General features: G+C 53.6%; 24 protein-coding genes. 5 read left to right on the forward strand and 19 right to left on the reverse strand.

Annotation, left to right across the window (positions count from 1 at the left end):
* Positions 1-40: 40 nt before the first annotated feature.
* From TH19_RS10410 to TH19_RS10450, 9 genes are all read right to left on the reverse strand, one after another.
* Complete coding sequence (locus TH19_RS10410; RefSeq protein WP_114102293.1) at positions 41-706, reverse strand: tetratricopeptide repeat protein; 666 nt, start codon at positions 704-706, stop codon at positions 41-43.
* Positions 703-1,488: an SDR family NAD(P)-dependent oxidoreductase gene (locus TH19_RS10415; RefSeq protein WP_114102478.1), complete on the reverse strand. Its 786-nt coding sequence runs from the start codon at positions 1,486-1,488 to the stop codon at positions 703-705. The genes TH19_RS10410 and TH19_RS10415 overlap by 4 nt, the downstream gene beginning before the upstream one ends.
* A complete protein-coding gene (locus tag TH19_RS10420) occupies positions 1,478-3,514 on the reverse strand; it encodes an AMP-binding protein (protein WP_114102294.1) in 2,037 nt (678 codons plus the stop codon). Before TH19_RS10420 ends, TH19_RS10415 begins: the two co-directional genes overlap by 11 nt.
* A gap of 2 nt (positions 3,515-3,516) precedes the next feature.
* Positions 3,517-4,215 carry a thermostable hemolysin gene (locus TH19_RS10425; RefSeq protein WP_114102295.1) on the reverse strand — a complete coding sequence of 233 codons (699 nt, stop codon included), beginning with the start codon at positions 4,213-4,215 and terminating at the stop codon, positions 3,517-3,519.
* Between the two features lie 101 nt (positions 4,216-4,316).
* On the reverse strand, positions 4,317-5,645 hold the full coding sequence (locus TH19_RS10430; RefSeq protein ID WP_114102296.1) for a mechanosensitive ion channel family protein: 1,329 nt from the start codon (positions 5,643-5,645) through the stop codon (positions 4,317-4,319).
* Between the two features lie 106 nt (positions 5,646-5,751).
* Entirely contained in the window at positions 5,752-5,997 is a 246-nt protein-coding gene (locus TH19_RS10435) for a hypothetical protein (protein ID WP_147250752.1), read from the reverse strand.
* The gene (locus TH19_RS10440) at positions 5,997-6,410 is read right to left on the reverse strand and encodes a hypothetical protein (RefSeq protein ID WP_114102298.1); all 414 of its coding nucleotides are present in this window, start codon (positions 6,408-6,410) and stop codon (positions 5,997-5,999) included. The genes TH19_RS10435 and TH19_RS10440 overlap by 1 nt, the downstream gene beginning before the upstream one ends.
* 99 nt (positions 6,411-6,509) lie before the next feature.
* Positions 6,510-7,433 (reverse strand): DnaJ C-terminal domain-containing protein, encoded by a 924-nt coding sequence (locus TH19_RS10445; RefSeq protein ID WP_114102299.1) that lies wholly within the window; start codon positions 7,431-7,433, stop codon positions 6,510-6,512.
* A 193-nt stretch (positions 7,434-7,626) separates the two neighbouring features.
* Positions 7,627-8,103, reverse strand: coding sequence for an RT0821/Lpp0805 family surface protein (locus TH19_RS10450; protein ID WP_114102479.1), 477 nt, complete (start codon positions 8,101-8,103; stop codon positions 7,627-7,629).
* 145 nt (positions 8,104-8,248) lie between these two features.
* Between TH19_RS10450 and pdxH the strand changes: the two genes are divergently transcribed.
* Positions 8,249-8,869 (forward strand): pyridoxamine 5'-phosphate oxidase, encoded by a 621-nt coding sequence (pdxH, locus tag TH19_RS10455; protein WP_114102300.1) that lies wholly within the window; start codon positions 8,249-8,251, stop codon positions 8,867-8,869.
* A 107-nt stretch (positions 8,870-8,976) separates the two neighbouring features.
* Here pdxH and TH19_RS10460 read toward each other — a convergent pair whose 3' ends face one another.
* Positions 8,977-9,279 carry an ArsR/SmtB family transcription factor gene (locus TH19_RS10460; protein ID WP_114102301.1) on the reverse strand — a complete coding sequence of 101 codons (303 nt, stop codon included), beginning with the start codon at positions 9,277-9,279 and terminating at the stop codon, positions 8,977-8,979.
* A 326-nt stretch (positions 9,280-9,605) separates the two neighbouring features.
* On the opposite strand from TH19_RS10460, the gene TH19_RS10465 reads away from it, so the two are divergent.
* Both TH19_RS10465 and TH19_RS10470 read left to right on the forward strand, forming a co-directional pair.
* A complete protein-coding gene (locus TH19_RS10465; RefSeq protein WP_114102302.1) occupies positions 9,606-10,463 on the forward strand; it encodes a universal stress protein in 858 nt (285 codons plus the stop codon).
* Positions 10,464-10,668: 205 nt separating this feature from the next.
* Positions 10,669-10,854: a hypothetical protein gene (locus tag TH19_RS10470; RefSeq protein WP_114102303.1), complete on the forward strand. Its 186-nt coding sequence runs from the start codon at positions 10,669-10,671 to the stop codon at positions 10,852-10,854.
* A gap of 47 nt (positions 10,855-10,901) precedes the next feature.
* On the opposite strand, the gene TH19_RS10475 is transcribed toward TH19_RS10470, so the two are convergent.
* The gene (locus tag TH19_RS10475; RefSeq protein ID WP_258547908.1) at positions 10,902-11,645 is read right to left on the reverse strand and encodes an SOS response-associated peptidase; all 744 of its coding nucleotides are present in this window, start codon (positions 11,643-11,645) and stop codon (positions 10,902-10,904) included.
* Positions 11,646-11,792: 147 nt separating this feature from the next.
* On the opposite strand from TH19_RS10475, the gene TH19_RS10480 reads away from it, so the two are divergent.
* Complete coding sequence (locus TH19_RS10480; RefSeq protein ID WP_114102304.1) at positions 11,793-12,536, forward strand: SDR family NAD(P)-dependent oxidoreductase; 744 nt, start codon at positions 11,793-11,795, stop codon at positions 12,534-12,536.
* 49 nt (positions 12,537-12,585) lie between these two features.
* Here the strand turns inward: TH19_RS10480 and TH19_RS10485 are convergent, their stop codons facing one another.
* The 8 genes from TH19_RS10485 to TH19_RS10520 form a co-directional block, all read right to left on the reverse strand.
* Positions 12,586-13,092, reverse strand: a complete 507-nt coding sequence (locus tag TH19_RS10485) for a GNAT family N-acetyltransferase (RefSeq protein ID WP_114102305.1) — start codon at positions 13,090-13,092, stop codon at positions 12,586-12,588.
* A 72-nt stretch (positions 13,093-13,164) separates the two neighbouring features.
* Positions 13,165-13,704: a hypothetical protein gene (locus tag TH19_RS10490; RefSeq protein WP_114102306.1), complete on the reverse strand. Its 540-nt coding sequence runs from the start codon at positions 13,702-13,704 to the stop codon at positions 13,165-13,167.
* A gap of 137 nt (positions 13,705-13,841) precedes the next feature.
* A complete protein-coding gene (rnk, locus tag TH19_RS10495; RefSeq protein ID WP_114102307.1) occupies positions 13,842-14,300 on the reverse strand; it encodes a nucleoside diphosphate kinase regulator in 459 nt (152 codons plus the stop codon).
* Positions 14,301-14,959: 659 nt separating this feature from the next.
* A complete protein-coding gene (hemA, locus tag TH19_RS10500; RefSeq protein WP_114102308.1) occupies positions 14,960-16,177 on the reverse strand; it encodes a 5-aminolevulinate synthase in 1,218 nt (405 codons plus the stop codon).
* Positions 16,178-16,707: 530 nt separating this feature from the next.
* A complete protein-coding gene (locus TH19_RS10505) occupies positions 16,708-18,099 on the reverse strand; it encodes an aspartate aminotransferase family protein (protein ID WP_114102309.1) in 1,392 nt (463 codons plus the stop codon).
* Positions 18,100-18,294: 195 nt separating this feature from the next.
* The gene (locus TH19_RS10510; RefSeq protein ID WP_114102310.1) at positions 18,295-19,137 is read right to left on the reverse strand and encodes a universal stress protein; all 843 of its coding nucleotides are present in this window, start codon (positions 19,135-19,137) and stop codon (positions 18,295-18,297) included.
* A 150-nt stretch (positions 19,138-19,287) separates the two neighbouring features.
* Positions 19,288-19,887, reverse strand: coding sequence for a hypothetical protein (locus TH19_RS10515; protein WP_114102311.1), 600 nt, complete (start codon positions 19,885-19,887; stop codon positions 19,288-19,290).
* 233 nt (positions 19,888-20,120) lie between these two features.
* Positions 20,121-20,810: an orotate phosphoribosyltransferase gene (locus tag TH19_RS10520; protein WP_114102312.1), complete on the reverse strand. Its 690-nt coding sequence runs from the start codon at positions 20,808-20,810 to the stop codon at positions 20,121-20,123.
* Between the two features lie 279 nt (positions 20,811-21,089).
* Here TH19_RS10520 and TH19_RS10525 point away from each other — a divergent pair, with 279 nt between their 5' ends.
* The gene (locus tag TH19_RS10525; protein ID WP_114102313.1) at positions 21,090-21,371 is read left to right on the forward strand and encodes a helix-turn-helix domain-containing protein; all 282 of its coding nucleotides are present in this window, start codon (positions 21,090-21,092) and stop codon (positions 21,369-21,371) included.
* Positions 21,372-21,395: the final 24 nt, after the last annotated feature.

Genomic DNA, 21,395 nt, shown 5'->3' on the forward strand with positions numbered 1-21,395 from the left:
GAACCCGGCCTTTTGCATGTCTGAAAGGGCACAACGTGCGCTACTTCGATGATTTACGTGCAAGGTCATTCAGTGCGCGGGCAATTTCGGCACGGCGACCGGCATCGGCGCGTGGTCGGCTTGGACGATCCGGCGCATTCAGGGCCTTTTCGAAATAGGTTCGGGCCTCCGAGAACCGGTCTTGCTGCATCAAAAAGTCGGCATAGAAAAAGTTTGGATCAATGCCGTTCGGATTAAGGGCCAGCGCCTTTTTCAGAAATTCTTCGGCCTTGGTGTCACTGCCAAAGGCAAGCGGCCAGCCGGGAACCTGATAGTAAAGCGACCCAAGCGATGTATAGGCAGAGCCATCCAGAGTGGTCGGGTCAGTTGCAATTGCCTGTTCAAACAGCGCACGGGCATCGCGGACTTTGCCAAGGGCGGAAATGCCGCGATCAATCCCGGCATCGGTCGAAAGAACAATGCCCTGCCAGATTTGAAGTTCCGGACTTTCCGGGAAGCGGACAAGCAACTGATCACCATCCGCTTCAAGCTTGTGAATGGCGGTAATCTGTTGGTCCTTGTCAGTCATGTCATATTTGATCCGGGCCCATTCTGATTGCAGGTGGGTAACCCCGTCCAAAATCTGCGGGTCGGTGGTTGCGGCCTGTCCGGCAATCGGGATCATCACGACCATTGCACAGGACAGAAAAAGTCGTTTCAAAGTCATGCGATGTTCCTCCGGGTGACGTCGCAATCTGCTGCGACCAGGTGGGCGGTTTCGGCAATATCGTGATCTGCGTTAAGGATGTCCATGCCGATGGCGGTGTTCTTGCGAAGGCCCTTGTCAATCAGGGCCGGAAAAACGGCGTTCAGCTGTGCAAACAGGCGTTCGGGCCACCCGATGCGTACATCGGCCTCGTTATGTTCGATGGCATCGGCAATCCGGTTTGCCACGTCACGCGGGCGGTCCTCGGTTGCGTGGGTTCGCTTGTTGAGCAGCCCAAGCTTGCCGCTATTCATTGCGGTATGAACGGCACGCGGCGCGATATGTGATATCCGGACACCGGTGTTTGAAAGTTCGCGTCGCAAAGCGTCGCTAAACCCTTTAAGACCGGATTTGGCGGCACTGTAACCGGTCATATGCGGCAGCGGGATCAAGCCAACCATTGATCCGACATTGACGATCTGACCGTAATTGCGTGCGCGCATATTGGGCAAAACCGCCTGGCAAAGGCGCATCGGAACAAGCAGATTCAGGGTCAATAGCGCGTCGTAATTCTGGTTTTCTGCGAGATCAAATGCGTTGATGCCTGCCAGATTGATCAGGATGTCGGGGGTGTTTTCACCAAGCGCCTTGCAGGTCGTATCGATGTTTTCCATCAGATCACCCTGCTGTGCCCGGTCATAGGTTGAAACCTGTGCGCCCCGTGTTCTGAGTAGGGTGGCAAGCGGCCTGCCAATGCCGCCGCTTGCCCCGGTCAGAAAGACGCTTTTTCCATCAAGCAACATGTTTTCTTTGCCCTTCATGTGGAATGGCAGCGAACAGATTGGCAAACAGACGGAAGGCGTTTTGCGCAACTTCGATGATGGCGGCCTGATCATCGGGATCGGTGATCTTGTTGACGGTCTGTTCGAAGAATTTCATGTGCTCGATATCAAGCGATCCGTGCGAGAACAGATAGCTGAAGGCCGATTTCGGCAGGTCAAGCCCACTCATTACAGCATCGGCACCCTGACTTGCGATCTGGGTCGAGGTGCTTTCAAGCATGAAGACCATGCCAAGGAAACCGACCGGATTTTTGCGCGCGATATAGTCGTAATTATAGGCAACCATGACCTGTGTTTCGAGGTTCGGGGCGGCGTTACGCGCAGTTTCACGATTGCCGCCAGCGGCCTCGATATCATTGAGGATCCATTCCTCGTGACCTTCTTCCTCTTCGAGATATTCAATAATCGCCTTGTGGAGCCAGCGTTTGCTGTCAGGAAGGCGCGACCCCATGGTCATCAGGAAGGGCACCGTGTGTTTGACATGGTGATAGGCCTCGGTCAGATAGGCGACATAGGTCGAACGCGAAATATTGCCCTGAAGCCCGTCAACCAGCTGCGGTACATGATAAAGGCTTGCGCGTGCGGTGGCGGTTTCGGCAACCAGGCGATCATAAAAATTCATCGAAGACTCCGGGGTAAGCTGAGGGGAAAGATAGCGTTGTAAAATCGCGTCGCGCTTGGGACGGCGATTGCCGGTCAGGCAGCCATTTTCGACGCTGAATGGCGGGACGATCTGAAAGTCCCTGATCTGGGCGTAGTCGGGAAAGATTGTGTTGGCCGTTTCAATGACAGCCTTGATGTTGGCATCGGTTCGGGACGGAACGATCAGGGCGCTCAGATGCGGCTGGTCATCACCGTAAACGATGGCCTGATAGATATCGGGTTGCGCCAAAAGAACGGATTCCGGCCATTCCGGGGAAATATTGCGCCCATATGACGTGATCAGAACGTTTTTGCGCCGTCCGGTGACGTGAACAAAACCGTCCGGGTCTATTTCGCCAATGTCGCCGGTGGCAAACCATTCATCAGCCGTTTTGTCGGTATCGCTTGTTGTGCCGATATATCCAAGAAAACCCGGATGACGGACAAAGATTTCACCATCACGGATTTCGGCTGTTACATGGGGTAGCAACGTTCCGGCGGTTCCCGGTTTGTCCTTGCCGGGGATGTTCATCGACAGAACCGATGCACATTCCGAAAGTCCGTACCCTTCATAAACGGGAAGCCCCAATTGACGTGCTATTGCAATCAGGCGCGGGGCCACACGTGCCCCGCCCACGGCAATGAATTTCAAATCGGGCAGGGGGCCTTTGGCCTGGACCTGCATCATCAGGGCGCGCAGGATTTCCGGAACAAGAATCACCGAATTCGCCTGTGCCGTTTTAAGGACCTCGTGCAGGTTCTGATAATGCGGGCCGAATTTCTGTAAGCCGGTCAGATGAATTGTGCACCCGGCCATCAGACCGGCATAGACACCCGCGACATTTTCCAAAAGAACCGCAAGTGGCAGGACGCTGGCATGGGTGCCCACAAACTTGTCGCCCAGAACAGTGTGAATGGAATGGGCGACATTGATCATCGCCTTTTCTGAAAGGCACACACCTTTGGGCGTCCCGGTCGTGCCCGAAGTAAAGGTGATTTTCGTCGTACCTTGCGGGATCAATGCGGAGCGTCGGAGACCTGTCGGAACAAGTCCGCTTGGTGTCACCATATGCGTGATGCCCGCAGTGGCGATGCTGTGATTGATCTGATCCTTGGTGAAAAAGGGCGGCAACGGGATGCAAACGATGCCGATGTAAAGGGCCGCCATGTCCCAGATCAGCCAGTCAATGCCATTATCAACGGCAATGCCCAGCACGTCGACGTCAACCAGCTGATTGCTGCGATCTTCGATGTGGCGGATCAAATCGCCGTAACTCAGTTCAACACCTTCGGCGCGCAAAGCGGTTTTGTGGGATGGATGATTGCGGATACGCTCAAACAGCATAATCAAATCTCGCCGTTATGTTGGAAATGGGGGTACAGGCGCGGGCGCATATGGCTGTATTGGACACCATAAAGCGATTGCAGTTGTCGGAACCCGTGTTCGACGGAACCCGACAGGACATGCGGGCAGCGCTCGTAATAGCGGCCCCAATTGACGTCTTTTTCCGAAAGGCGCGCCGGATCAGCCATCGCATGACGCACCGGGTTCAGGCCCATCTTGCGCAGTCGCTTTTCGATATTGTCGGTGCCGGTCACGACCGCCTGCTTGTAGGCGTTGTGATGCAGATAGGCCGACAGGGCGGTGAACAAAAAGGACGTCCCGCCGCCACCTGACGAAGCCAGATTTCCGATCTCGACAATCTGGTGGCGGGAGATGCCCAGAACGGCATCGATTGGTTGCGGTAGATATTGTTCGAGAAAAAGCGGACCGTGGCCGGCAGACCGAAAACCAAGGGCTGCGACAATTTTTCCGCTGTCGTCGCGGACACTCATAAGGGTGTCGTACTGAACGCGGATTGATGCGTCATAGGCATCGGCATAGGTTGATGCGATGAAGTCTTCGACTTCGGCCCGCTCGGTCGCAAGGCCGGTCAGAATGGAAATCGCACAGGCACGCATTTGCACACGGGCAAGAAAGCCGTTCTTCTGAAGGCTTAATCTTGCGGCCGGGTTGCCATTTTCATTGTAATTCAGCAGAAGCATTTCGGGGCGCCTTTAACTGCGTTAATGACGCATTCTGGCGCTCCTACCTGACAGGAACCTGAAAATGTGATCTGGGTCACAAATTGGTGGTTTTGTCAGGGTTATTCAGGTGGCGGGGACATTTCAACACGAATGGGGAAATCGCCACTTCGCAGATGCAGATCACGCTGCGGGAACGGGATTTCAATTTCATGTTCCTTGAAGGTATCCCAGACATTCAGCAGGATTTCACTGATGATGTTGCCGCGCCCGTTTTGCGGATCGTCGATCCAGAACCGGATTTCCAGATCAACAGAATTGTCACCAAATCCGCGCAACAATGTATTCGGACCGGGATTTTCCAGAACGCGTTTGCATTTGGCCGCGGCTTCGTTGCACAGATTGATTGCAAAGTGGGGATCACAGCTATAGGCAATGCCAACCGGAATTTTCAGACGCAGCTTAACGTCGGAATGGCTCCAGTTTTCGACTTGCGTGGTAATCAGGTCTTCGTTCGGGATCAGGAATTCGGTACCGTCACGGGTCCGAACTGCGGTGTAACGCGCCCCAAGTGACTGAATCCAGCCAAATGTTTCCCCAATCGCAATCACGTCACCGGGCTTGATCGAACGATCAAGCAACAGGATCACGCCACTGATCAGGTTCGCCACAATCCGTTGCAAGCCAAGCCCGATACCAACACCGACCGCACCGCCAAACACAGCCAATGCCGTCAGGTCCACCCCAATGGTCGACAGGGCAAACAGAACCGCGACCGACAGCAGGACAAGTTTCAGAAGTTTTGCCATCAGGACCTGAACCGACGGGGTCAGGCGGTGGACTTTCTGGATGCGCTGTTCAAACAGTCTGGACCCGAATGATGCGACCCAAAGAAGCACGGCCAACGACAAAACAGCCTTCAGGATACCGTATACCGATACCCGGAAGTCACCGACCTGCATGGCAAGCCCGTCCAGGATTTCGATGGTCGGTTCAAGCCAGCCAACAATGTTAAGTGCGGCCAATCCCCATGCGACGGCTGCAATCGTACGGGACCATACCGGATCGTTGACAATCGCGGCGGCAAGCCGAATGGCGATCCAGGCATTCAGAAGGCTTGCGATCAATCGAATGATATTGTGTCGGAAACCAGCTTGGACGGCGATGGCATCAAGTAACCAAACCAAAACGACCAGTAATAGCGGAAAGGCAAGGTCGGGCAGAACATTTGCAAAACGCCGGAACCCTGCATATTGCAAAAGCGGTTTCCAGTTTTGCAGGCGCGACAGTTGCAAGGCGAGTGGCTTGTGCAACAAAAAGGCCGGAATGGTGACAACCACACATGATGCGATCTGCAACAGGATGGGTACAAGGAGTACGTTGGCCTTGATCCACGCAACGATCTGTTCAAGCCACACAAGATACTGATCTGGATTGAGAAGCTGTTCCATATGCCCCTGATGGATTTTTTTGCTTAGTGCGTCACACTGTATGGGGCATATGGGAACTCAAACCGGCTTTTTCAGGGGGCGGGTTGATCGGAATGTGCGTTTCTATTCAATCTGTTGGCGGCTGACGTGTTTCTTCTTCCCAGCTTTCAGTCAGGATTGCCGCCCCGTATCCCAACCCGCCAAAGATCACAAGGCTTAGGATCAAGGCAGGGTAAAGGTTGTCAGAAGGAAGGAATTCTGCGGACCCGCCAGGCAATAGAAGCCAGACCAGCACGGCACTTCCCCAAAGCAAGGCTATGGCTGTTGCGCCAACTGCCATAAAGGCAAGCCGCAAAGGCGTGAAAATTCTCATCAGCCACCTGTGCGGCGTTCAATTGTCCCGTCATGGTGAAGGGCAACTGTTTCACTGGTTGCAGTGTCGCGTGCAATGGCAATGACATCGATCGGCTTGCGTCGCAAAAGAGTAATGATATCGCCAGAGGAAACGTCGCCAATCACATGATATCCCGCAATGCTGACCATTTTGCAGTCACGCAGCGGTTCGGGAAGTGACATCATGGCTTGTTGTTCGGAAAGGGTAAGGTCACTTACCGCGAAGGGACGAATGTCAAAGCCCTCTGCCGTCAGGTCGGCTTTCCAGCGATCAACATTTGTGCAGTTTTCAGAATAGGTAAGATCGGCCGTCGGACGTGCTGTTCCGACAAAGGCGGTTATCCCCATCAATGCAATGCCAACCACAACCGGGACAAGTGTAATCTTGCGCATGATTTTTCCCTTTGAGAGGTCAAATTCGTCAAAAGGAAAAATACATGTGCAAACAAGATCGTTACTTGAGCCCGGTCAAGCCAAAAGGGCCGTCTTAAGTTAACGGGCCTTGTAGGGATGTTTTTCTGACCATTTCTTGATGAAGTCGATCAGTTCATCATCGCGTTCATCCGGCAGTTTGACCGTCAGATGCACATATTGGTCGCCGCGCTTGTTGCCACGGTCATAGGGTGCGCCCTTGCCACGCAGGCGCAGTTTGGTGCCGCTATTGGCGTTGGCGGGGATCTTCATATTGACCTTGCCATCGACAGTCGGAACTTCGATTGATCCGCCAAGCAGGGCTTCGGACAGGCTAATCGCAAGATCACAATGGATATCATTGCCTTCGCGACGGAATGTCGTGTCGGGATGGACATGCAGTTTGATCAGCGCATCACCTGCTTCGCCGCCATTCATTCCGGCCATGCCCTGACCCTTCAGGCGCAGGGTCTGTTCATCTTCGCTTCCGGGCGGAATACGAACTTCAAGGCTTTTGCCGCTGGCAAGGTTGATGCGTTTGGTTGCACCAAGGATTGCTTCGCTGAAATCAAGGCTCAGTTCATAGGAGATATTCGGGCCTTTGACCTTTTGCGGTCTGCGCTCTCCGCCAAAACCTCCAAAGCCGCCACCGGATCGACCGCGTCCCTTGCCGAAAATCTCGTCAAAGATGTCTTCGGCATTGCCGCCGGAAAAACCGAACGGATCGCCATTGCCGCCGCCAAATCCGGAACGTCCGCCGCCACGCGCAAACGGGCTGGTTTCACGGCCATCGGCATCAATTTCGCCATTGTCGAACTTCTTGCGGCGTTCAGCATCACCCAAAAGGTGATAGGCGCTTGAAACCTTTTTGAAGCGTTCTTCGATTTTCGCGTCGCCGGGATTTACGTCTGGATGGAGCTCTCGCGCCAATTTGCGATAGGCTTTTTTGATTTCTTCCTGACTGGCGGCTTTGGAAACGCCAAGAGTCTTATAGGGATCCTGCATGTACTGACCGGTTCTGAATACTAAAAGCACGTTGGATCATTATTAGATCATGATCCGTCAAATATGAACCTTAATCGCAATCAGCAAGATGTGCCGCGATCTGGTTTTTCGGCCACCAAATGCGAAAAGGCGGAGCCAATCACAAAGATTGCTCCGCCTTGTTCTGATTTGCCTTGGATGGGGGTGGCGCAGATCAGTTCACAACCTGCCAGCTGCCATCCGGTTTACGGCAGGCGGTGCCATAAGCGGTCTCTTCCTGACCACCAATCATGACCGTCTGCTGATACTCGCGGCAATATTCCTGGGTTTTTGGGGCCTGATAGGTGCGGGTCGGGGTAACCGTGCCCTGCACGCCGGTATCCGGGTTCTGCCAGGTGGAAGTCTGACCCGTCGGGGTTGCTTCCAGCGTGCGCTGGGTGCTTTGTGCCATGATGGCACGATCCGCATTATCAAGCGAACGGCCGACTTCGCTACCGATAAAGGCGCCAGCCAGTGTTCCAAGCGCAACGCCGACAAGCTGTCCACTGCCTTTACCAAATTGCGCGCCAGCAACAGCACCACCAACCGCACCAAGCAAGGTACCTGCGGTTTGCTTCTGACCCTGATCCTGGGCACAGCCGGCGATGAAGGCGGTCATAACGACCGGAATTACGATATGACGGAATTTCATGTTTGTTTTGCCCATCTTGTCTTTACGGTCCCAACCGATATCTTTTTTGTATATATAGTTTAAACGACGCGTCTGCCACCAAAGTTCCGAATTAGTTGATCCGTTCGGTGACTATTTTCATTCAGTCAAAGGAATTGCTTTTCCAATGGACGAAAAAAATACGCCAAAATTTGGGCACGAACCCCACGAAGCCCCGTTTGAGATGTTCCAGACCTGGTTTGACGAAGCCAAATCAGCTGAAAAAGCATATCCCGATGCCATGACGCTGGCGACGGCGGATGCGCAGGGGCGCCCGTCCGCACGGATTGTACTTCTGAAGGATTTTGATCCGCGCGGTTTTGTTTTCTACACCAACTATGAAAGCCGTAAGGGCGATCAGCTTGGCGAAAACGGCTTTGCGGCCCTTTGTTTCCATTGGAAAACGCTTGAAAAATGCGTGCGCATCGAAGGCAGGGTATCTAGGGTCGATGCCGCTGAGTCTGATGAATATTTCGCATCACGGCCACGTGGCAGCCAGCTTGGCGCCTGGGCATCCATCCAGTCCCGCCCGATGAGTGGCCGGTTTGATCTGGAAAAACGTGTTGCAGAATTCACGGCCAAGTTTGGTCTTGGCAAAGTGCCGCGGCCTGATCACTGGGGCGGGTTCCGTCTGGTGCCCGATCGCATTGAATTCTGGGCCGAAGGCAAATTCCGTCTGCATGACCGCAAATTGTTCACCCGCGATTCTGATGATGCAGGCTGGAACATCGACAAGCTGTTCCCGTAAGGTTTGCGACAGTTCAAAAAACAAAAACGCACAAGGTCAGATGACTTTGTGCGTTTTTGTTAGGGGGGAACCTACACCGGCAGAATGCCGGATGTTGTATTGGGTGTTTATTCTTCTGGCGGACAGAAAAGTTCCTGCAACAGGGCAATCACTTTCATGATGTCCGGGTTCGCCAGCGAATAGTAGATGGTTTGCGCATCACGGCGCGTTTTCACAAGGCCTTCACGACGCAAGCGTGCAAGATGCTGGGACAAGGCGGACTGCTTGATACCCAGTTCATTTTCAAGCGTTCCAACTGATTTTTCCTGATCCCCAAGAGAGCAAAGAATCATCAAACGCCATTCATTGCCCAGAGTTTTGAGGAACTCCGCCGCTTCGCGGGCATTCTCGTGGAGCGATTCATAATCCATTCGGTAGATGACCCATTCCAAGTTCTGTGGCTGATTTCGCCCATTGTTTTGTATTTGCAGTTTTTAAAGGGTGAATTTTCTGATTTGATATTGAAACCGCCATCGTAATCACAACCATAGATGATACAATCATTTTATGTGCAGAACCCCACGAAAAAGGATCAATTTTGTCCTTGATGCATAAATGTTGACTGTGATGGGTGCAGCTTTGATCTTGAACAAAGAAAATGGCGACGAAAGGTCGCAAATTTGACACTGGCTTGAACCGGAATTGTTCCGGATATCAGGTCGCTCGGTTATCAGACTGAATGGCGGGAGTGTGAAAAATGGCAATACGAACGATTCTGGCACCGGTGGCAGGGACTGCCATTGATCAGCGGGTGATGGAAACGGCGTTCCGGATGGCCAAACGGTTTAATGCCCATCTTGAGGCGCTGTTTGTTGCTGCTGAACCACAGGATGCCATCCCGATTGTTGGCGAAGGCATGTCCGGACTTATCATCGAAGAAATGATCCGGGCTGCGGAAACTGAAACCGAAAAACGTGAAGTCAATGGCAAGGCGTCTTTTGCTGCGGCGGTCAAGGATGCGGGAATTGAAACATCCGAAACCCCGACCGATGACGCAAAGCCAACCTGTGCATGGCGCAAAGACAGCGGTCGTGAAGATGAAACTGTCGCACGCCGTGGCCGGTTGTTTGATCTTGTTGTGATCGGCCGTGATCCCAAGGAAGCATCGGCTTCGCTGACCTTTGATGCCGCCCTGATGGAAACCGGGCGTCCGATCCTGGTTGCGCCGGAAAATCCGCCGGCAACCGTTGGCGAAAAAGTCATGATTGCCTGGAATGGCGGGGTCGAAGCCGCACGCGCCGTTACCTCGGCCATGCCGCTTTTGCGCAGTGCCAAGGAAGTGACGATTGTCAGTATCGGTGACGTACCCTATGGCCGTGCATGTGGCAAAGCATTGGCCGTGCAGTTCCGCTGGCACGGAGTCGAGGCGAATGTTGTCGATAATACGGACAGTGGAAACGTGGCTAACGCGCTGATTTCCGAGGCGGAAAAATGTGGTGCCGATACGATTGTTCTGGGCGCTTACAGCCATTCGCGGTTCAAGGAGATGATCCTTGGCGGTGTGACCCAGGATATGCTGGCAAAATGCACATTGCCGCTTTGGATAATGCACTGACGTGCAGGGCATCATAACCATATGATTTCGCGAAATTAAATTACCTATCCAATGGTATATTGCTGAAAAGGCGCATTTTTATGCGCCTTTTTTTGTTGCATCCGCGAATGAAAGGGGACAGGGTTACGGAAATCTTACAAAGACGGAACCCCGAAAAACGAGGCGTTTCGCATGAGGAAAAGAAACGTCTGACAGGGGAACTCCCATGTTATCATTGCGCGATGTCATTGATTTCGCCGCCATGTCCGAGGACCTGGCATATGAACTCAATAACCCGAAAGTAGGTCTTCCTGATCTTGGTGCTGTTGTCGCACGCAAGGCTGGTTTGACCGGTAATCTGTGTGGATGCGGTGCAGCAACCTGTGCTGCCAACGATGTGGATGCCGACTAGGTTCCGCTGGTTCAATTCGCTGCCCTGATGGCGGGTTGGTTGATTATCTATTTCGAAAACAGATCAATTTGATCCCGGGCGCGGGCGGACTTGTTCGTTTCCGGTGTTTCTTCGTGCCAGGCCAAGACATGGTCTGGTAACGGCCCAAGCAATTCCCGCAAATCGTTAAATCCGACCATCGGATCAAGCCAGTATTCAAGATGGTTCGGGCCAAGCACAACCGGCATCCGGCTGTGGATATGGGCAATGGACCCGGACGGGGCACAGGTTATGATGGTGGCCTCGCGACCGTTTTCCAGTCCGGCAAAGAAGAACGGCTGGTGATCGGGCAGGGTGATGCGGTTCTTGTGCTTGCCTTTGCCATCCTTGCGCCATTCATACCAGCCTGTTGCCGGGATCAGGCATCGCTGATCCAGAAGCGGTCGGAATGTCGGCTTTTCGGCCAAAGTTTCAAGCCGCGCATTGATCAGGGGTTTATCAAGTCCGGATGCCGATAGGCCCCATGACCGGATCGCTGCCTTTTTGCCCGGCATGATGACGGCAATCGGATCGGTCGGGCGGCGCGTACCCGTCAGGCTTTCAAAGGCGGCTTCAAGTGCATCTTCATCAACGCCATCTTCCTGATCTGTAACAGGTGTCTGGGCATCCCGCATTGCCCTGCGATGGATATCTTTCATATCCAGTCCCAGATGAACCTGAAAGGCGCGGATATCACTATTTAGATCAAATCGGCTGCACATGTTCTTTGTTACCTGTGTGGTGACCAGATCATAGCGGCTTTGATGAACCATGCCAAACCGCCAACAGGGGCGGTATGCGAAAGCGCCATTAAAAATACATGATTTCCGGGCTTTTTCTTCAATGGTTTGGCACGGCGATGCTATAAGAACAACATCCAATATATGGACAATTGTCCACGTCCTGAAGCGAGCACATAAATGACCAATAGCGCCCCGAAAACAGTTGTTCTGACAGGTGCCAGTCGCGGCATCGGTCACGTCACCGTTGGCTATTTTGCCAAACGTGGCTGGCGGGTGATTTGCTGTTCACGTGAAGCGCCGCCGCCAAGCTGCCCGCGTGATCCGGCACAGGGGATTCATATCCGGGCTGATCTTTCCAAACCCGAAGATGTCGAAACCTTTATCGCGCAGGCCAATGAAGTTCTGGGTGACGACCCGCTTCATGCCTTGGTCAATAATGCCGGTGTGTCGCCAAAAACCCCCTATAAGGAACGGCTTGGCTGTTTGAACGGGGATATTGCCGCTTGGCGCGATGTGTTTGAACTGAATTTCTTTACCCCGCTGACACTGGCGCGCGGATTTGCTGCCGCCTTGCATCGTGGCAAAGGGGCGATCTGCAATATCACATCCATCGCGGGCCATTATGTGCATCCCTTTGCGGGATCGGCCTATTCCACGTCAAAGGCTGCCCTTTCCGGGTTGACCCGCGAAATGGCGGTGGAGTTCGCCGAGCTTGGGGTGCGGGTAAACGCCGTTGCCCCCGGCGAGATCAAAACCGACATGATTTCCCCGGAATACGAGGCATTGGTCCCCCGTATCCCGATGAACCGGATGGGCACGCCCGAAGACGTGGCCGCAGCCGTTCATTATCTGGTCGGGGATGACAGTTCCTATGTGACCGGCACCGAGATTTTCGTGACTGGCGGGCAGCATTTGTATTGAAACTGGCGATTTGCTCTGAGTAAGAAAAAGGCAGTCCTTGAGGCTGCCTTTATGCTGTCGGCTCAATATAAAACGCCGGGTCGTAATCGACTTTGCCCCTAGGTGTTTGATCACTCAGTGCAAAGGCCATGAAATATTGTTCAGGAACACCATCAAGTTTCAAGTCGGGCAGGGGGGCAAAGCCGAACCGGCTGTAATAGTTGGGTTCACCAAGAACCACACAGCCGTCTGCATCATTGGCGCGAAGATGCCGGATACCGCTTTGGATCAGTTCCGACCCAATGCCCATACCTTGTCGATCCGGTGTCACGGCAACCGGGCCAAGCCCGTACCAGCCTGAATTGGCCCCGTTGATTTTGACAGGAGAAAAGGCAACGCAGCCGACCAGTTCGCCGTCTTCCTCAGCAATTAGCGACAGGGTCAAATTGCCGCTTTGCCGCAGGGCATCGACAATCAGATGTTCGGTTTTCTGGCTATGAGGTGCTGTTTCAAAGGCGCTGGATAACAGCGCACTGATTGCCGCGAAGTCTTTTTCGGTTTCTTCACGTATCAACATTTTCCGTCCCTGCCTGTGACGTTGGACCTGCTTCCTGCCGGTCTTCGGTCACGACTATAACGGGAAAATGCGTCAGGCCAACAAGCTTTTCAGCCAGTCGCGTTTTTGTTCAAGGCGTTTGACTTCCATTTCAAGCCACCCGGTAAAGTTTCCGGCTTCGTTGGCATGCTCGTCGCGCAGGGCAAGGACGCGATCAAGATCAAGTTCGCAGACATCTTGAAGGATTTCGATTTGATCGGCGCGGATGTCGTCATCAAGCAGATGCAAGAACCGCATCTTAAGCGCCATGATCAGACGGGAAAGCTCGCCCGAGGTATCACGCAGATTACCCTGCATCAGCTCGATGAATTTCTCGTGCCCGGCTGCGGTCAGGCTAAGCTGCGCGTCGGAAAACGATCCGTTGGCGGTATCTTCCTTGACCAGTCCTTCAAGTTTCAGAAGTTGAAGCGAGCTTCCCATCATATCAAGCGACGGCCCCATGATATGGGACATGAAATGACGGACCGAATTGGCCAGATCGGCATAGCTGATCGGCTTGTCGGAAAGGGCAAGGGTGCCAAGCGCGCAAAGTCGCAGACATTCTTTGGGAAGCAAGGTTCTATCCGAATACATGGGGCGGTCCCTGTTTGATGACAGGTCCGACGTTAACGCGAACGGTTCTTAATTGCAAATATTCAGTGCCGGATTGTTCCGGTACCTTCTATATAGACCACAAAACCGATCTCGCAAATACAGTGTCACCGGTTAATTCAGCGCGGAACTGCGCCATTTGGAACGCCACGGTCGTGATTGTTGCTTACGACGTCATGGATGGTCAGTTCGCGAACTTCATTGTCCATTGTCTGCCACCAGATCGTCTCGCCTTTGCGAATCCCGATCAGGGCCGCACCGATTGGCGTCATGATCGAAATGCGGTGGGTGGTGATATCGGCATCGGTTGGCATGGTCAGGATGACGGTCTGCATGTTGCCTGTGGCGTTGTCACGAAATGTGACTTCCGATCCGATGGTGACGATATCAGATGACAGCTCGGTACTATTCACAATGACGGCGCGATCAATTTCTTCAAGCAATCGGTTTGCGGCCAACGGGTTCCTTGCCATGTTGGCATAGGCAAGGTTTTCAAGCTGATCTGCAATGGCGCGATCAATGTAAACGTCCGGGTCGGTGGTGTGGGGCGTGTCAGGGATAGAGGTCTGGGTATTCATTTTGAATTCTCTCTTTGGTTTGAAAGTGGGGCTGTCTGCGTTACTGCAAACAACAAATGATCTTTGAAGGTGGCTTGTTGCAAAGGGTGAACGGCGCTGCCAAACCCCGAAAAATCCGGTTATCGGCAACTTTGATTCGATGCGTGATGCTGGATTAACGGAGAGCCAACGGGGCGCATGGCAACGATGTTAGCGCTAACATCGCGGCAATTGCCTGCGCGCGGACCGGGCATGGAGATGGCATTGACAGAGATTCTGTCTGCGCGGAACGGTCATACAAATTCACAAGCCGTTTCGGAACGGCAAACGAATTAGGGGTACATTTCGGGAATGTGGTGAAGCTGTTGTCTGGAAACGGCGTCATTGTGATCCTGCCTCTCGGCAGCTTGAGCTGCCTGTCATCGGTTATTGAAGATTGACTTCAAAACCCCGAGTGCAGATGCAGGAAACCGTTCCTCACCCCACTCGGGGAGAGGTTCCTGCGAGCAGAGAACCCGCATTGATCACAAAGCGAACAAACAGTTTATACTTCAACATGATGACAGCAGTGTAGCACATCGCCCGCGGAATAAATCGATAAATTTCGTCCGCGTGCGACCCCGGACAGCAGGCCGGGGTGTGAAGCAGGAGCGATATCACAATATCGCTCCTGGGAAGCTTTAGGCAGCTTTGGAAATACCCAGCTGGCTCCAGACGGTCAGGAGCGAGTCAATCAGATGATCAATCAGGGCATCGTCATGAAGCGGACCCGGGGTAAAGCGCAGGCGTTCGGTGCCACGCGGAACGGTCGGGTAATTGATCGGCTGAACATAAATGTCATGTTCAAACAACAGACGATCACTTGCTTCCTTGCACATCGACGCATCGCCAACCATCAAAGGCACGATATGGCTTGGCGCATCCATCACCGGAAGGCCAGCCGCACGCATGCGTTCACGCAGAGTTTCCGCGCGTTCCTTCTGGGCCTGACGTTCTGCGTCGCTTTCTTTCAGGTGGCGCACAGATGCCAGTGCACCGGCCGCAATGCTTGGCGGATGGGAACTGGTAAAGATGAAGCCGTTGCCAAAGCTGCGCACGAAATCGACGATTTCCGGTTTGGCCGCGATATAGCCACCAATCACACCAAATGCCTTGGCAAGGGTGCCCTGGATGATGTCAACGCGGTCCATGACGCCGTCACGTTCGGCAACACCGCCACCGCGCGGGCCATACATGCCAACCGCGTGGACTTCATCAAGATATGAAATCGCGTTGTACTTTTCGCAAAGATCAAGGATCTCGGCGATTGGGGCAATGTCGCCATCCATCGAATAGACCGACTCAAAGGCAACAATCTTGGCGCGTTCCGGGCCGATTTCCTTGAGGATCTGTTCAAGATGTTCGACGTCGTTGTGGTTCCAGATACGGCGTTCGGCCTTGGAATGGCGCATGCCTTCGATCATGGAATTGTGGTTCTGCGAGTCCGAAATGATCACGCAATCAGGCAATTTGGAGCCAAGGGTCGAAAGCGTGGTCCAGTTCGCGACATAGCCCGAAGTCATCAAAAGGGCGGCTTCCTTGCCGTGCAGATCGGCGAGTTCTTGCTCAAGCGCGACATGCAGATGGTTGGAGCCGGAAATGTTACGTGTGCCACCGGCTCCGCCACCCTGACCTGTGATGGCATCCTGCATGGCTTCGATCACTTTGGGGTGCTGTCCCATGCCAAGGTAATCGTTGGAACACCATACGGTGATTTCGCGCGGTGCTTCGCCGTTGCCCGGGTGATACATGGCCTTCGGGAATTTGCCGACAATACGTTCAAGGTTGGCGAACACACGATAGCGACCTTCAGCCTTGAGGCCAGCCAGCGCGTCTTTGAAGAAGTTGTTATAATTCATCTTTGGTTCTTTCGCCTGTCTCTGTGTGGCCGAAACAATTGGCCACGAAGCTCTGTCAGCGCCCGGATCAGAAACCTGATCAGAACATTTCTGCCTGTTTTGACCGGTGCATGATTTATCCCTTATCGGACATGGCGACCGACGGGGCATTGACCCTTGTCAAAAATTAAAGCGATTCCAGTTTTGTTTGGAACCGTTCGGGCAAAAAAGATGTTCTGTCTCTCGATTGTCGATCTTGCACTATGGGCGCGCTATATCGGGAAAAATCGGCTCGCCTCGTCTTATTACAGTTCTCAATTTGAGCCTATTGGCTTCATTTGGCAAGGATTTGAACGCATTTGGCGGCACAATTATATTGATTTAATTCATAGATAAAATCGATGAATTTTCTGCCGTGGTAATTGCTGTGTCTATTTTGATTGATCTGCGGTTTCAAAGCCAAAGGACCGTTCAAAATCAAATCCCGCGCAATCATCGGGATTGGCGCGGGACTCGTCAGTGCGATCAGTTGAATTCGATGCTGTATCGAATTATTTGGTTGCGTGCCAAGCGGTTAGTGCGGCTTCAACCTTGTCGAACATATCGTTGATCTGGTCTTCGGTGATGATCAGCGGCGGGCAGAAGGCCACCGTGTCGCCAAGTGCACGCAGGATCACGCCATGTTGCAGGCAGGCCTCGGCAACGGCTTTGCCCGCTGCGCCATAGGGCTCGAACGGCGTCTTGGCGCATTTGTCTGCCACCAGCTCAAACGCGCCGATCAGGCCGCGACCACGGGTTTCCCCGACATGATCGAACTTGTTCAGGTCTTTCAGGCGTTTCTGGAACGGCGACATGACAGTGCGGACATGCTCGATAATGCCGTCATCCTCATAGATTTTAAGGGTCTCAAGGGCGACTGCCGCGGCAACCGGATGGCCGGAATAGGTGAAGCCATGGCCGAATGTGCCAACCTCGTTCGATCCCTTTTTGACCGCCTGATAAATCTTGTCATTGATGAACAGGGCAGAAATCGGCTGATAGGCCGATGAAAGCTGTTTGGCGACCGTGATCATGTCGGGTTTCAGGTTAAAGGTCTCGGTCGCAAACATCCGGCCGGTACGGCCAAAGCCGCAAATAACCTCGTCCGCGATGAACAGAATGTCATAGCGGTTCAGGACTTCCTGAACCTTTTCAAAATAGGTGCGCGGCGGAACAATGACGCCACCAGCCCCCATGATCGGCTCGGCGATAAAGGCACCAACTGTTTCCGGGCCTTCGGCCTGAATAAGGTCTTCAAGCTGTTCGGCAAGACGGGTTGCGAAATCTTCTTCTTCCTCGCCCGGCTGTGCTTCGCGCCAGTAATGGGGTGTATCGGTATGCAGGATCCGGTCAATCGGAAGATCAAACAGTTTGTGGTTGCCCGGCAGGCCGGTCATCGATGCGGATGCAACCGTAACACCGTGATAGCCCTTTTTGCGCGAAATGATCTTCTTCTTTTCGGGCTGACCGATGGCGTTGTGATAATACCAGACCATCTTGACTGCGGAATCGGTTGCTTCGGACCCGCTATTGGCAAAGAACACCTTCGACATCGGGACCGGCACAAGTTCCAGAAGCTTCTCGGCAAGATCAATCGCCGGGTTTGTGCTTTTGGATGCAAAGGTGTGGTAATAGGGCAGGGTGCTGAGCTGTTTGGTTGCGGCATCAACCAGACGCTTCTCGCTAAAGCCAAGGGACGCACACCACAGGCCTGCCATGCCTTCGATCAGGCTGCGGCCACTGTCATCGGTCACATAGATGCCGTTGCCGCCCGTGATGATATGCGGGCCGGTTTTTTCATGGGTGACCAGATTGGTATAGGGATGCAGATAGCTTGCAACATCGCGGCTGGCATCCGAATTGCCGGGAATGGTCGGATTGACGTTGGTGGCGTCGATGGTCATGTCGAACCTCTGATTTCTATGGGGCGTCAAAGCCCGAATATCGTTTAAGGCACTTTAATCCTGCTACCGGGTTGCGCAACTCTTTCCTGTGTTGATGGCAATGATTGATGTGCGGGCGGTCGTGCAAACAACAAAACCGGTCAGAAAACTGACCGGTTTTGGGTGTTCAGGATCATTAAAACTGATATTGCCGGATCAGTGCGACATCAAGACCGGAACCGTCATGTGACGCAGAAGATGCTGGGTGACGCCACCCATCATCAGTTCACGCAGGCGCGGGCGGCCATAGGCGCCACAAACGATCAGATCGATGCTTTCATCGGCTGCACGCGACAGCAACAGATCGCCAACACTGATGCCGGTGGCATTCATGGTTTCGCGACGAACCTTGATGCCGTGGCGTTCAAGGCGGGCGGTCACATTAGTGCCCGGTACCGGCATGGTGTCACGGGCGCCCTTGTTCGGGTCGGCACACAAAACCAGCGCGGATTTGGCGTTTTCCAGGAACGGCATGCCGTCATTCACCGCACGGACTGCTTCGCGATACGGTTTCCATGCAACCATGATGCGTTCGCCCACGGTGTCAAACCGGCCGACATACGGCACAACCAGAACCGGGGCACCGGACGTCAGGATGACCTTGTCGGGCATTTCCGAGACCGAACACGGATCAGAGCTTTCCGGATCATGCTGACCCATGATGGTCAGGTCATGGTGACGGGCATACATCGCGGCGGTATCGGCGATTTCGGATGCCGAACATGCGGTCTGCTGCCAGCTGAACGGAACACCGGCTTCTTCACAGGCGTGCTTGAATTCCTTGTGGGCGTCATTGGCGGTTTCGGCCATGGCTGCACGCTGCTGGGAGATGATTTCCTCGGTGATCTGCACTTCCATGAAACGCGGAATTTCGGCATAGGGCAAAAGATACAGACCGGTAAGGTGTGCGTTCTGTGCTTTTGCGATTTTCAATGCAACCGAAAGACGTTCCTTGCACGAGGGCGAGGTGTCGATATGAACAAGAATATCCCGATACATAGAGCAATCTCCGTTAGGTAAAAGACGTGGCGCAGACCGAATTGGCACTGTGCCACGATGGCCTTGACGTCATGACAACGAAGATATCCGCGCACCCGGAAGTTTTCTTTGTTCTATCTCAAATTGCAGTCTGTTGAGACGAAAAGAATTTTATCCGTCAGTGCCCGGTTGGGTCATCGGAATGATCTTTTCCATCGACGGGGTGTTTGTGCTGTCGGTCGGGGCATTCATCGCCGGTGCCGTCATTGCGGGTGTCATCGGGGATGTATCATTCATCTCGGGCATATCGGGCAGGGCGGAGGCACCGGAAGGCCCCGTCATCGGTGCCTGCATGGGGTCTTTTGAAAACATCGACAGCGTTTTGTGCAATTGCTGGGACAGGCTTGGCCAGTTGGTTTGTAGTGTTGCGCAGGCTGCTGCCTCGCCGCCCTGAACACATCGTTGTGCCATACGATCAAGAATGCCCAACGCAATGCGGGCCTCGTCGATCTGCTGTTGCTGCATAAGATCAATGGCCTGACGTTTGATGTCTTGCATAATCACCAGACTGTCATCGCTTTGCGCACCATTTGCCGTGGCGTGGGACGGGGATGCTGACGACGTCGTTCCCCACGGCGTGACCAGCGTCTGCGTTCCGTTGGGACTTGTGACAGGTGCCTGCTGTTCAAGGGCGCAACCAGACAAGGCAATGCCCGTCGCAAAGACAATCGCAACGGTGGTCAGACTTTTGGCCGTTTTGTGCATCGACATGCGTTGCTCCTTTGACCGCGGGGCAATGAGACTGCCCTTATCACGTCAATATGTATCCCGTGGAACCGCCATAGTTGGTGCTATGGCTTTGCTTTTACTTGGGAACATATTGAACCGACTTGTCGCACCTGTCCAGAAAAGGCGGGATGACAAATCCCTGAAATGCAAAACGCCCGCCGATAAATCGACGGGCGTTTGAAATAGTGCTGATTGATCAGGGCCGGGAAGGCTGATCAGTCGTGCTTGCCACCATTGGCTTTGGACCAGCCGATCGGGTCGTTCAGGAAGGAACGAACGCCTTCGATGGCTTCCTTGCTGAAATATTCACCTTCTTCGGCAATGGCCAGAACATCGGCCCAGGTTGCCAGATAGTGCATTTCGATATCGTCTTTGCGCAGTTCATCAAGTGCGCCTTCAAAAATGTCATAGAAGAAGACGACAAAGGCGTGTTTGCACTCGGCACCGGCTTCGCGGATGGCATTGACGAAATTGACTTTCGATGCGCCATCGGTTGCCAGATCTTCGACCAGAAGAACGCGCTGACCTTCGTGAATGTCACCTTCGATGCGGGCTTTGCGGCCAAAACCTTTCGGCTTTTTGCGGACATACTGCATCGGAAGATCAAGCGCATCGGCCAGCCATGCCGAATAGGGGATACCAGCCGTTTCACCACCGGCAACCGCATCGAATGCTTCGTATCCGGCGGCATCAGAAACCTGACGGGCAGCAAGTTCAATGACCTTGCGGCGCGCACGCGGGAAAGAAATCAGTTTGCGGCAATCGATATAGACCGGGCTGGCCCAGCCGGACGTCAGGATATAGGCTTCTTCCGGGCGGAAGTTTACCGCGCCAATATCAAGCAAAATTTTGGCGACGGTCTTCGCAGCATAGGTGCAATGCGCGGTCGGTTTTTCGTTGGTCATGGCGAATATACCCTTCTCGGATCGAATATTTGCGCACCTCTTAACGCTTTCTGCCCAAAAGCGCAAAGAAAAGCCGCTGACCGTTTGGTCAGGTTTGCCTCGGTCGTCGGCAGATCGGGCGTATATGCTTGCCCGGATTTCCGCGGGTTGCTGATGCTGTGTACTTAAAAACGGCAATATTGATATTTCAAACATCAATATTATGGTTTAGTATCTGAATTATGCGTATGAAACCCGTACTGGTTCGTGTGCAGACAGGGTGTAGATGAAGGTGCCGATATGATTACAGCCGGACAATTGCGGGCTGCACGTGCCCTTTTGGGCATTGATCAGAAAACACTTGCCGAAATGGCGGGGGTGTCGGTGCCGACCATTCAGCGGATGGAAGCCAGTCAGGGCAATGTTCGCGGCGTGGTCGATACATTGTCAAAGGTGGTCACCGCCCTTGATCGCGCCGGTATCGAGCTTATCGGTGAACAGGTGCCCAGCATTGCCTTGGGGCGCGGTGTCCGTTTGAAAGAACCTGTGCCACAGGCTGTCAGCGACGACACCGCGGAATAGAAAAGTGGCCCCGCGTTCGGGCCT

This window comes from Thalassospira profundimaris, assembly GCF_003326675.1.
Classification (GTDB): Bacteria; Pseudomonadota; Alphaproteobacteria; order Rhodospirillales; family Thalassospiraceae; genus Thalassospira; species Thalassospira aquimaris.

Excerpts from the sequence above, each read along its gene's own strand:
- hemA (WP_114102308.1), bottom strand. The coding sequence starts at position 16,177 with ATGAATTATAACAACTTCTTCAAAGACGCGCTGGCTGGCCTCAAGGCT.
- TH19_RS10505 (WP_114102309.1), bottom strand. The coding sequence starts at position 18,099 with ATGACCATCGACGCCACCAACGTCAATCCGACCATTCCCGGCAATTCG.
- TH19_RS10440 (WP_114102298.1), bottom strand. The coding sequence starts at position 6,410 with ATGCGCAAGATTACACTTGTCCCGGTTGTGGTTGGCATTGCATTGATG.
- TH19_RS10490 (WP_114102306.1), bottom strand. The coding sequence starts at position 13,704 with ATGTATTCGGATAGAACCTTGCTTCCCAAAGAATGTCTGCGACTTTGC.
- TH19_RS10430 (WP_114102296.1), bottom strand. The coding sequence starts at position 5,645 with ATGGAACAGCTTCTCAATCCAGATCAGTATCTTGTGTGGCTTGAACAG.
- pdxH (WP_114102300.1), top strand. The coding sequence starts at position 8,249 with ATGGACGAAAAAAATACGCCAAAATTTGGGCACGAACCCCACGAAGCC.
- rnk (WP_114102307.1), bottom strand. The coding sequence starts at position 14,300 with ATGAATACCCAGACCTCTATCCCTGACACGCCCCACACCACCGACCCG.
- TH19_RS10475 (WP_258547908.1), bottom strand. The coding sequence starts at position 11,645 with ATGGTTCATCAAAGCCGCTATGATCTGGTCACCACACAGGTAACAAAG.
- TH19_RS10460 (WP_114102301.1), bottom strand. The coding sequence starts at position 9,279 with ATGGATTATGAATCGCTCCACGAGAATGCCCGCGAAGCGGCGGAGTTC.
- TH19_RS10525 (WP_114102313.1), top strand. The coding sequence starts at position 21,090 with ATGATTACAGCCGGACAATTGCGGGCTGCACGTGCCCTTTTGGGCATT.
- TH19_RS10485 (WP_114102305.1), bottom strand. The coding sequence starts at position 13,092 with ATGTTGATACGTGAAGAAACCGAAAAAGACTTCGCGGCAATCAGTGCG.
- TH19_RS10420 (WP_114102294.1), bottom strand. The coding sequence starts at position 3,514 with ATGCTGTTTGAGCGTATCCGCAATCATCCATCCCACAAAACCGCTTTG.
- TH19_RS10465 (WP_114102302.1), top strand. The coding sequence starts at position 9,606 with ATGGCAATACGAACGATTCTGGCACCGGTGGCAGGGACTGCCATTGAT.
- TH19_RS10445 (WP_114102299.1), bottom strand. The coding sequence starts at position 7,433 with ATGCAGGATCCCTATAAGACTCTTGGCGTTTCCAAAGCCGCCAGTCAG.
- TH19_RS10435 (WP_147250752.1), bottom strand. The coding sequence starts at position 5,997 with ATGAGAATTTTCACGCCTTTGCGGCTTGCCTTTATGGCAGTTGGCGCA.
- TH19_RS10480 (WP_114102304.1), top strand. The coding sequence starts at position 11,793 with ATGACCAATAGCGCCCCGAAAACAGTTGTTCTGACAGGTGCCAGTCGC.
- TH19_RS10450 (WP_114102479.1), bottom strand. The coding sequence starts at position 8,103 with ATGAAATTCCGTCATATCGTAATTCCGGTCGTTATGACCGCCTTCATC.
- TH19_RS10415 (WP_114102478.1), bottom strand. The coding sequence starts at position 1,488 with ATGTTGCTTGATGGAAAAAGCGTCTTTCTGACCGGGGCAAGCGGCGGC.
- TH19_RS10410 (WP_114102293.1), bottom strand. The coding sequence starts at position 706 with ATGACTTTGAAACGACTTTTTCTGTCCTGTGCAATGGTCGTGATGATC.
- TH19_RS10470 (WP_114102303.1), top strand. The coding sequence starts at position 10,669 with ATGTTATCATTGCGCGATGTCATTGATTTCGCCGCCATGTCCGAGGAC.
- TH19_RS10515 (WP_114102311.1), bottom strand. The coding sequence starts at position 19,887 with ATGTCGATGCACAAAACGGCCAAAAGTCTGACCACCGTTGCGATTGTC.
- TH19_RS10510 (WP_114102310.1), bottom strand. The coding sequence starts at position 19,137 with ATGTATCGGGATATTCTTGTTCATATCGACACCTCGCCCTCGTGCAAG.
- TH19_RS10425 (WP_114102295.1), bottom strand. The coding sequence starts at position 4,215 with ATGCTTCTGCTGAATTACAATGAAAATGGCAACCCGGCCGCAAGATTA.
- TH19_RS10520 (WP_114102312.1), bottom strand. The coding sequence starts at position 20,810 with ATGACCAACGAAAAACCGACCGCGCATTGCACCTATGCTGCGAAGACC.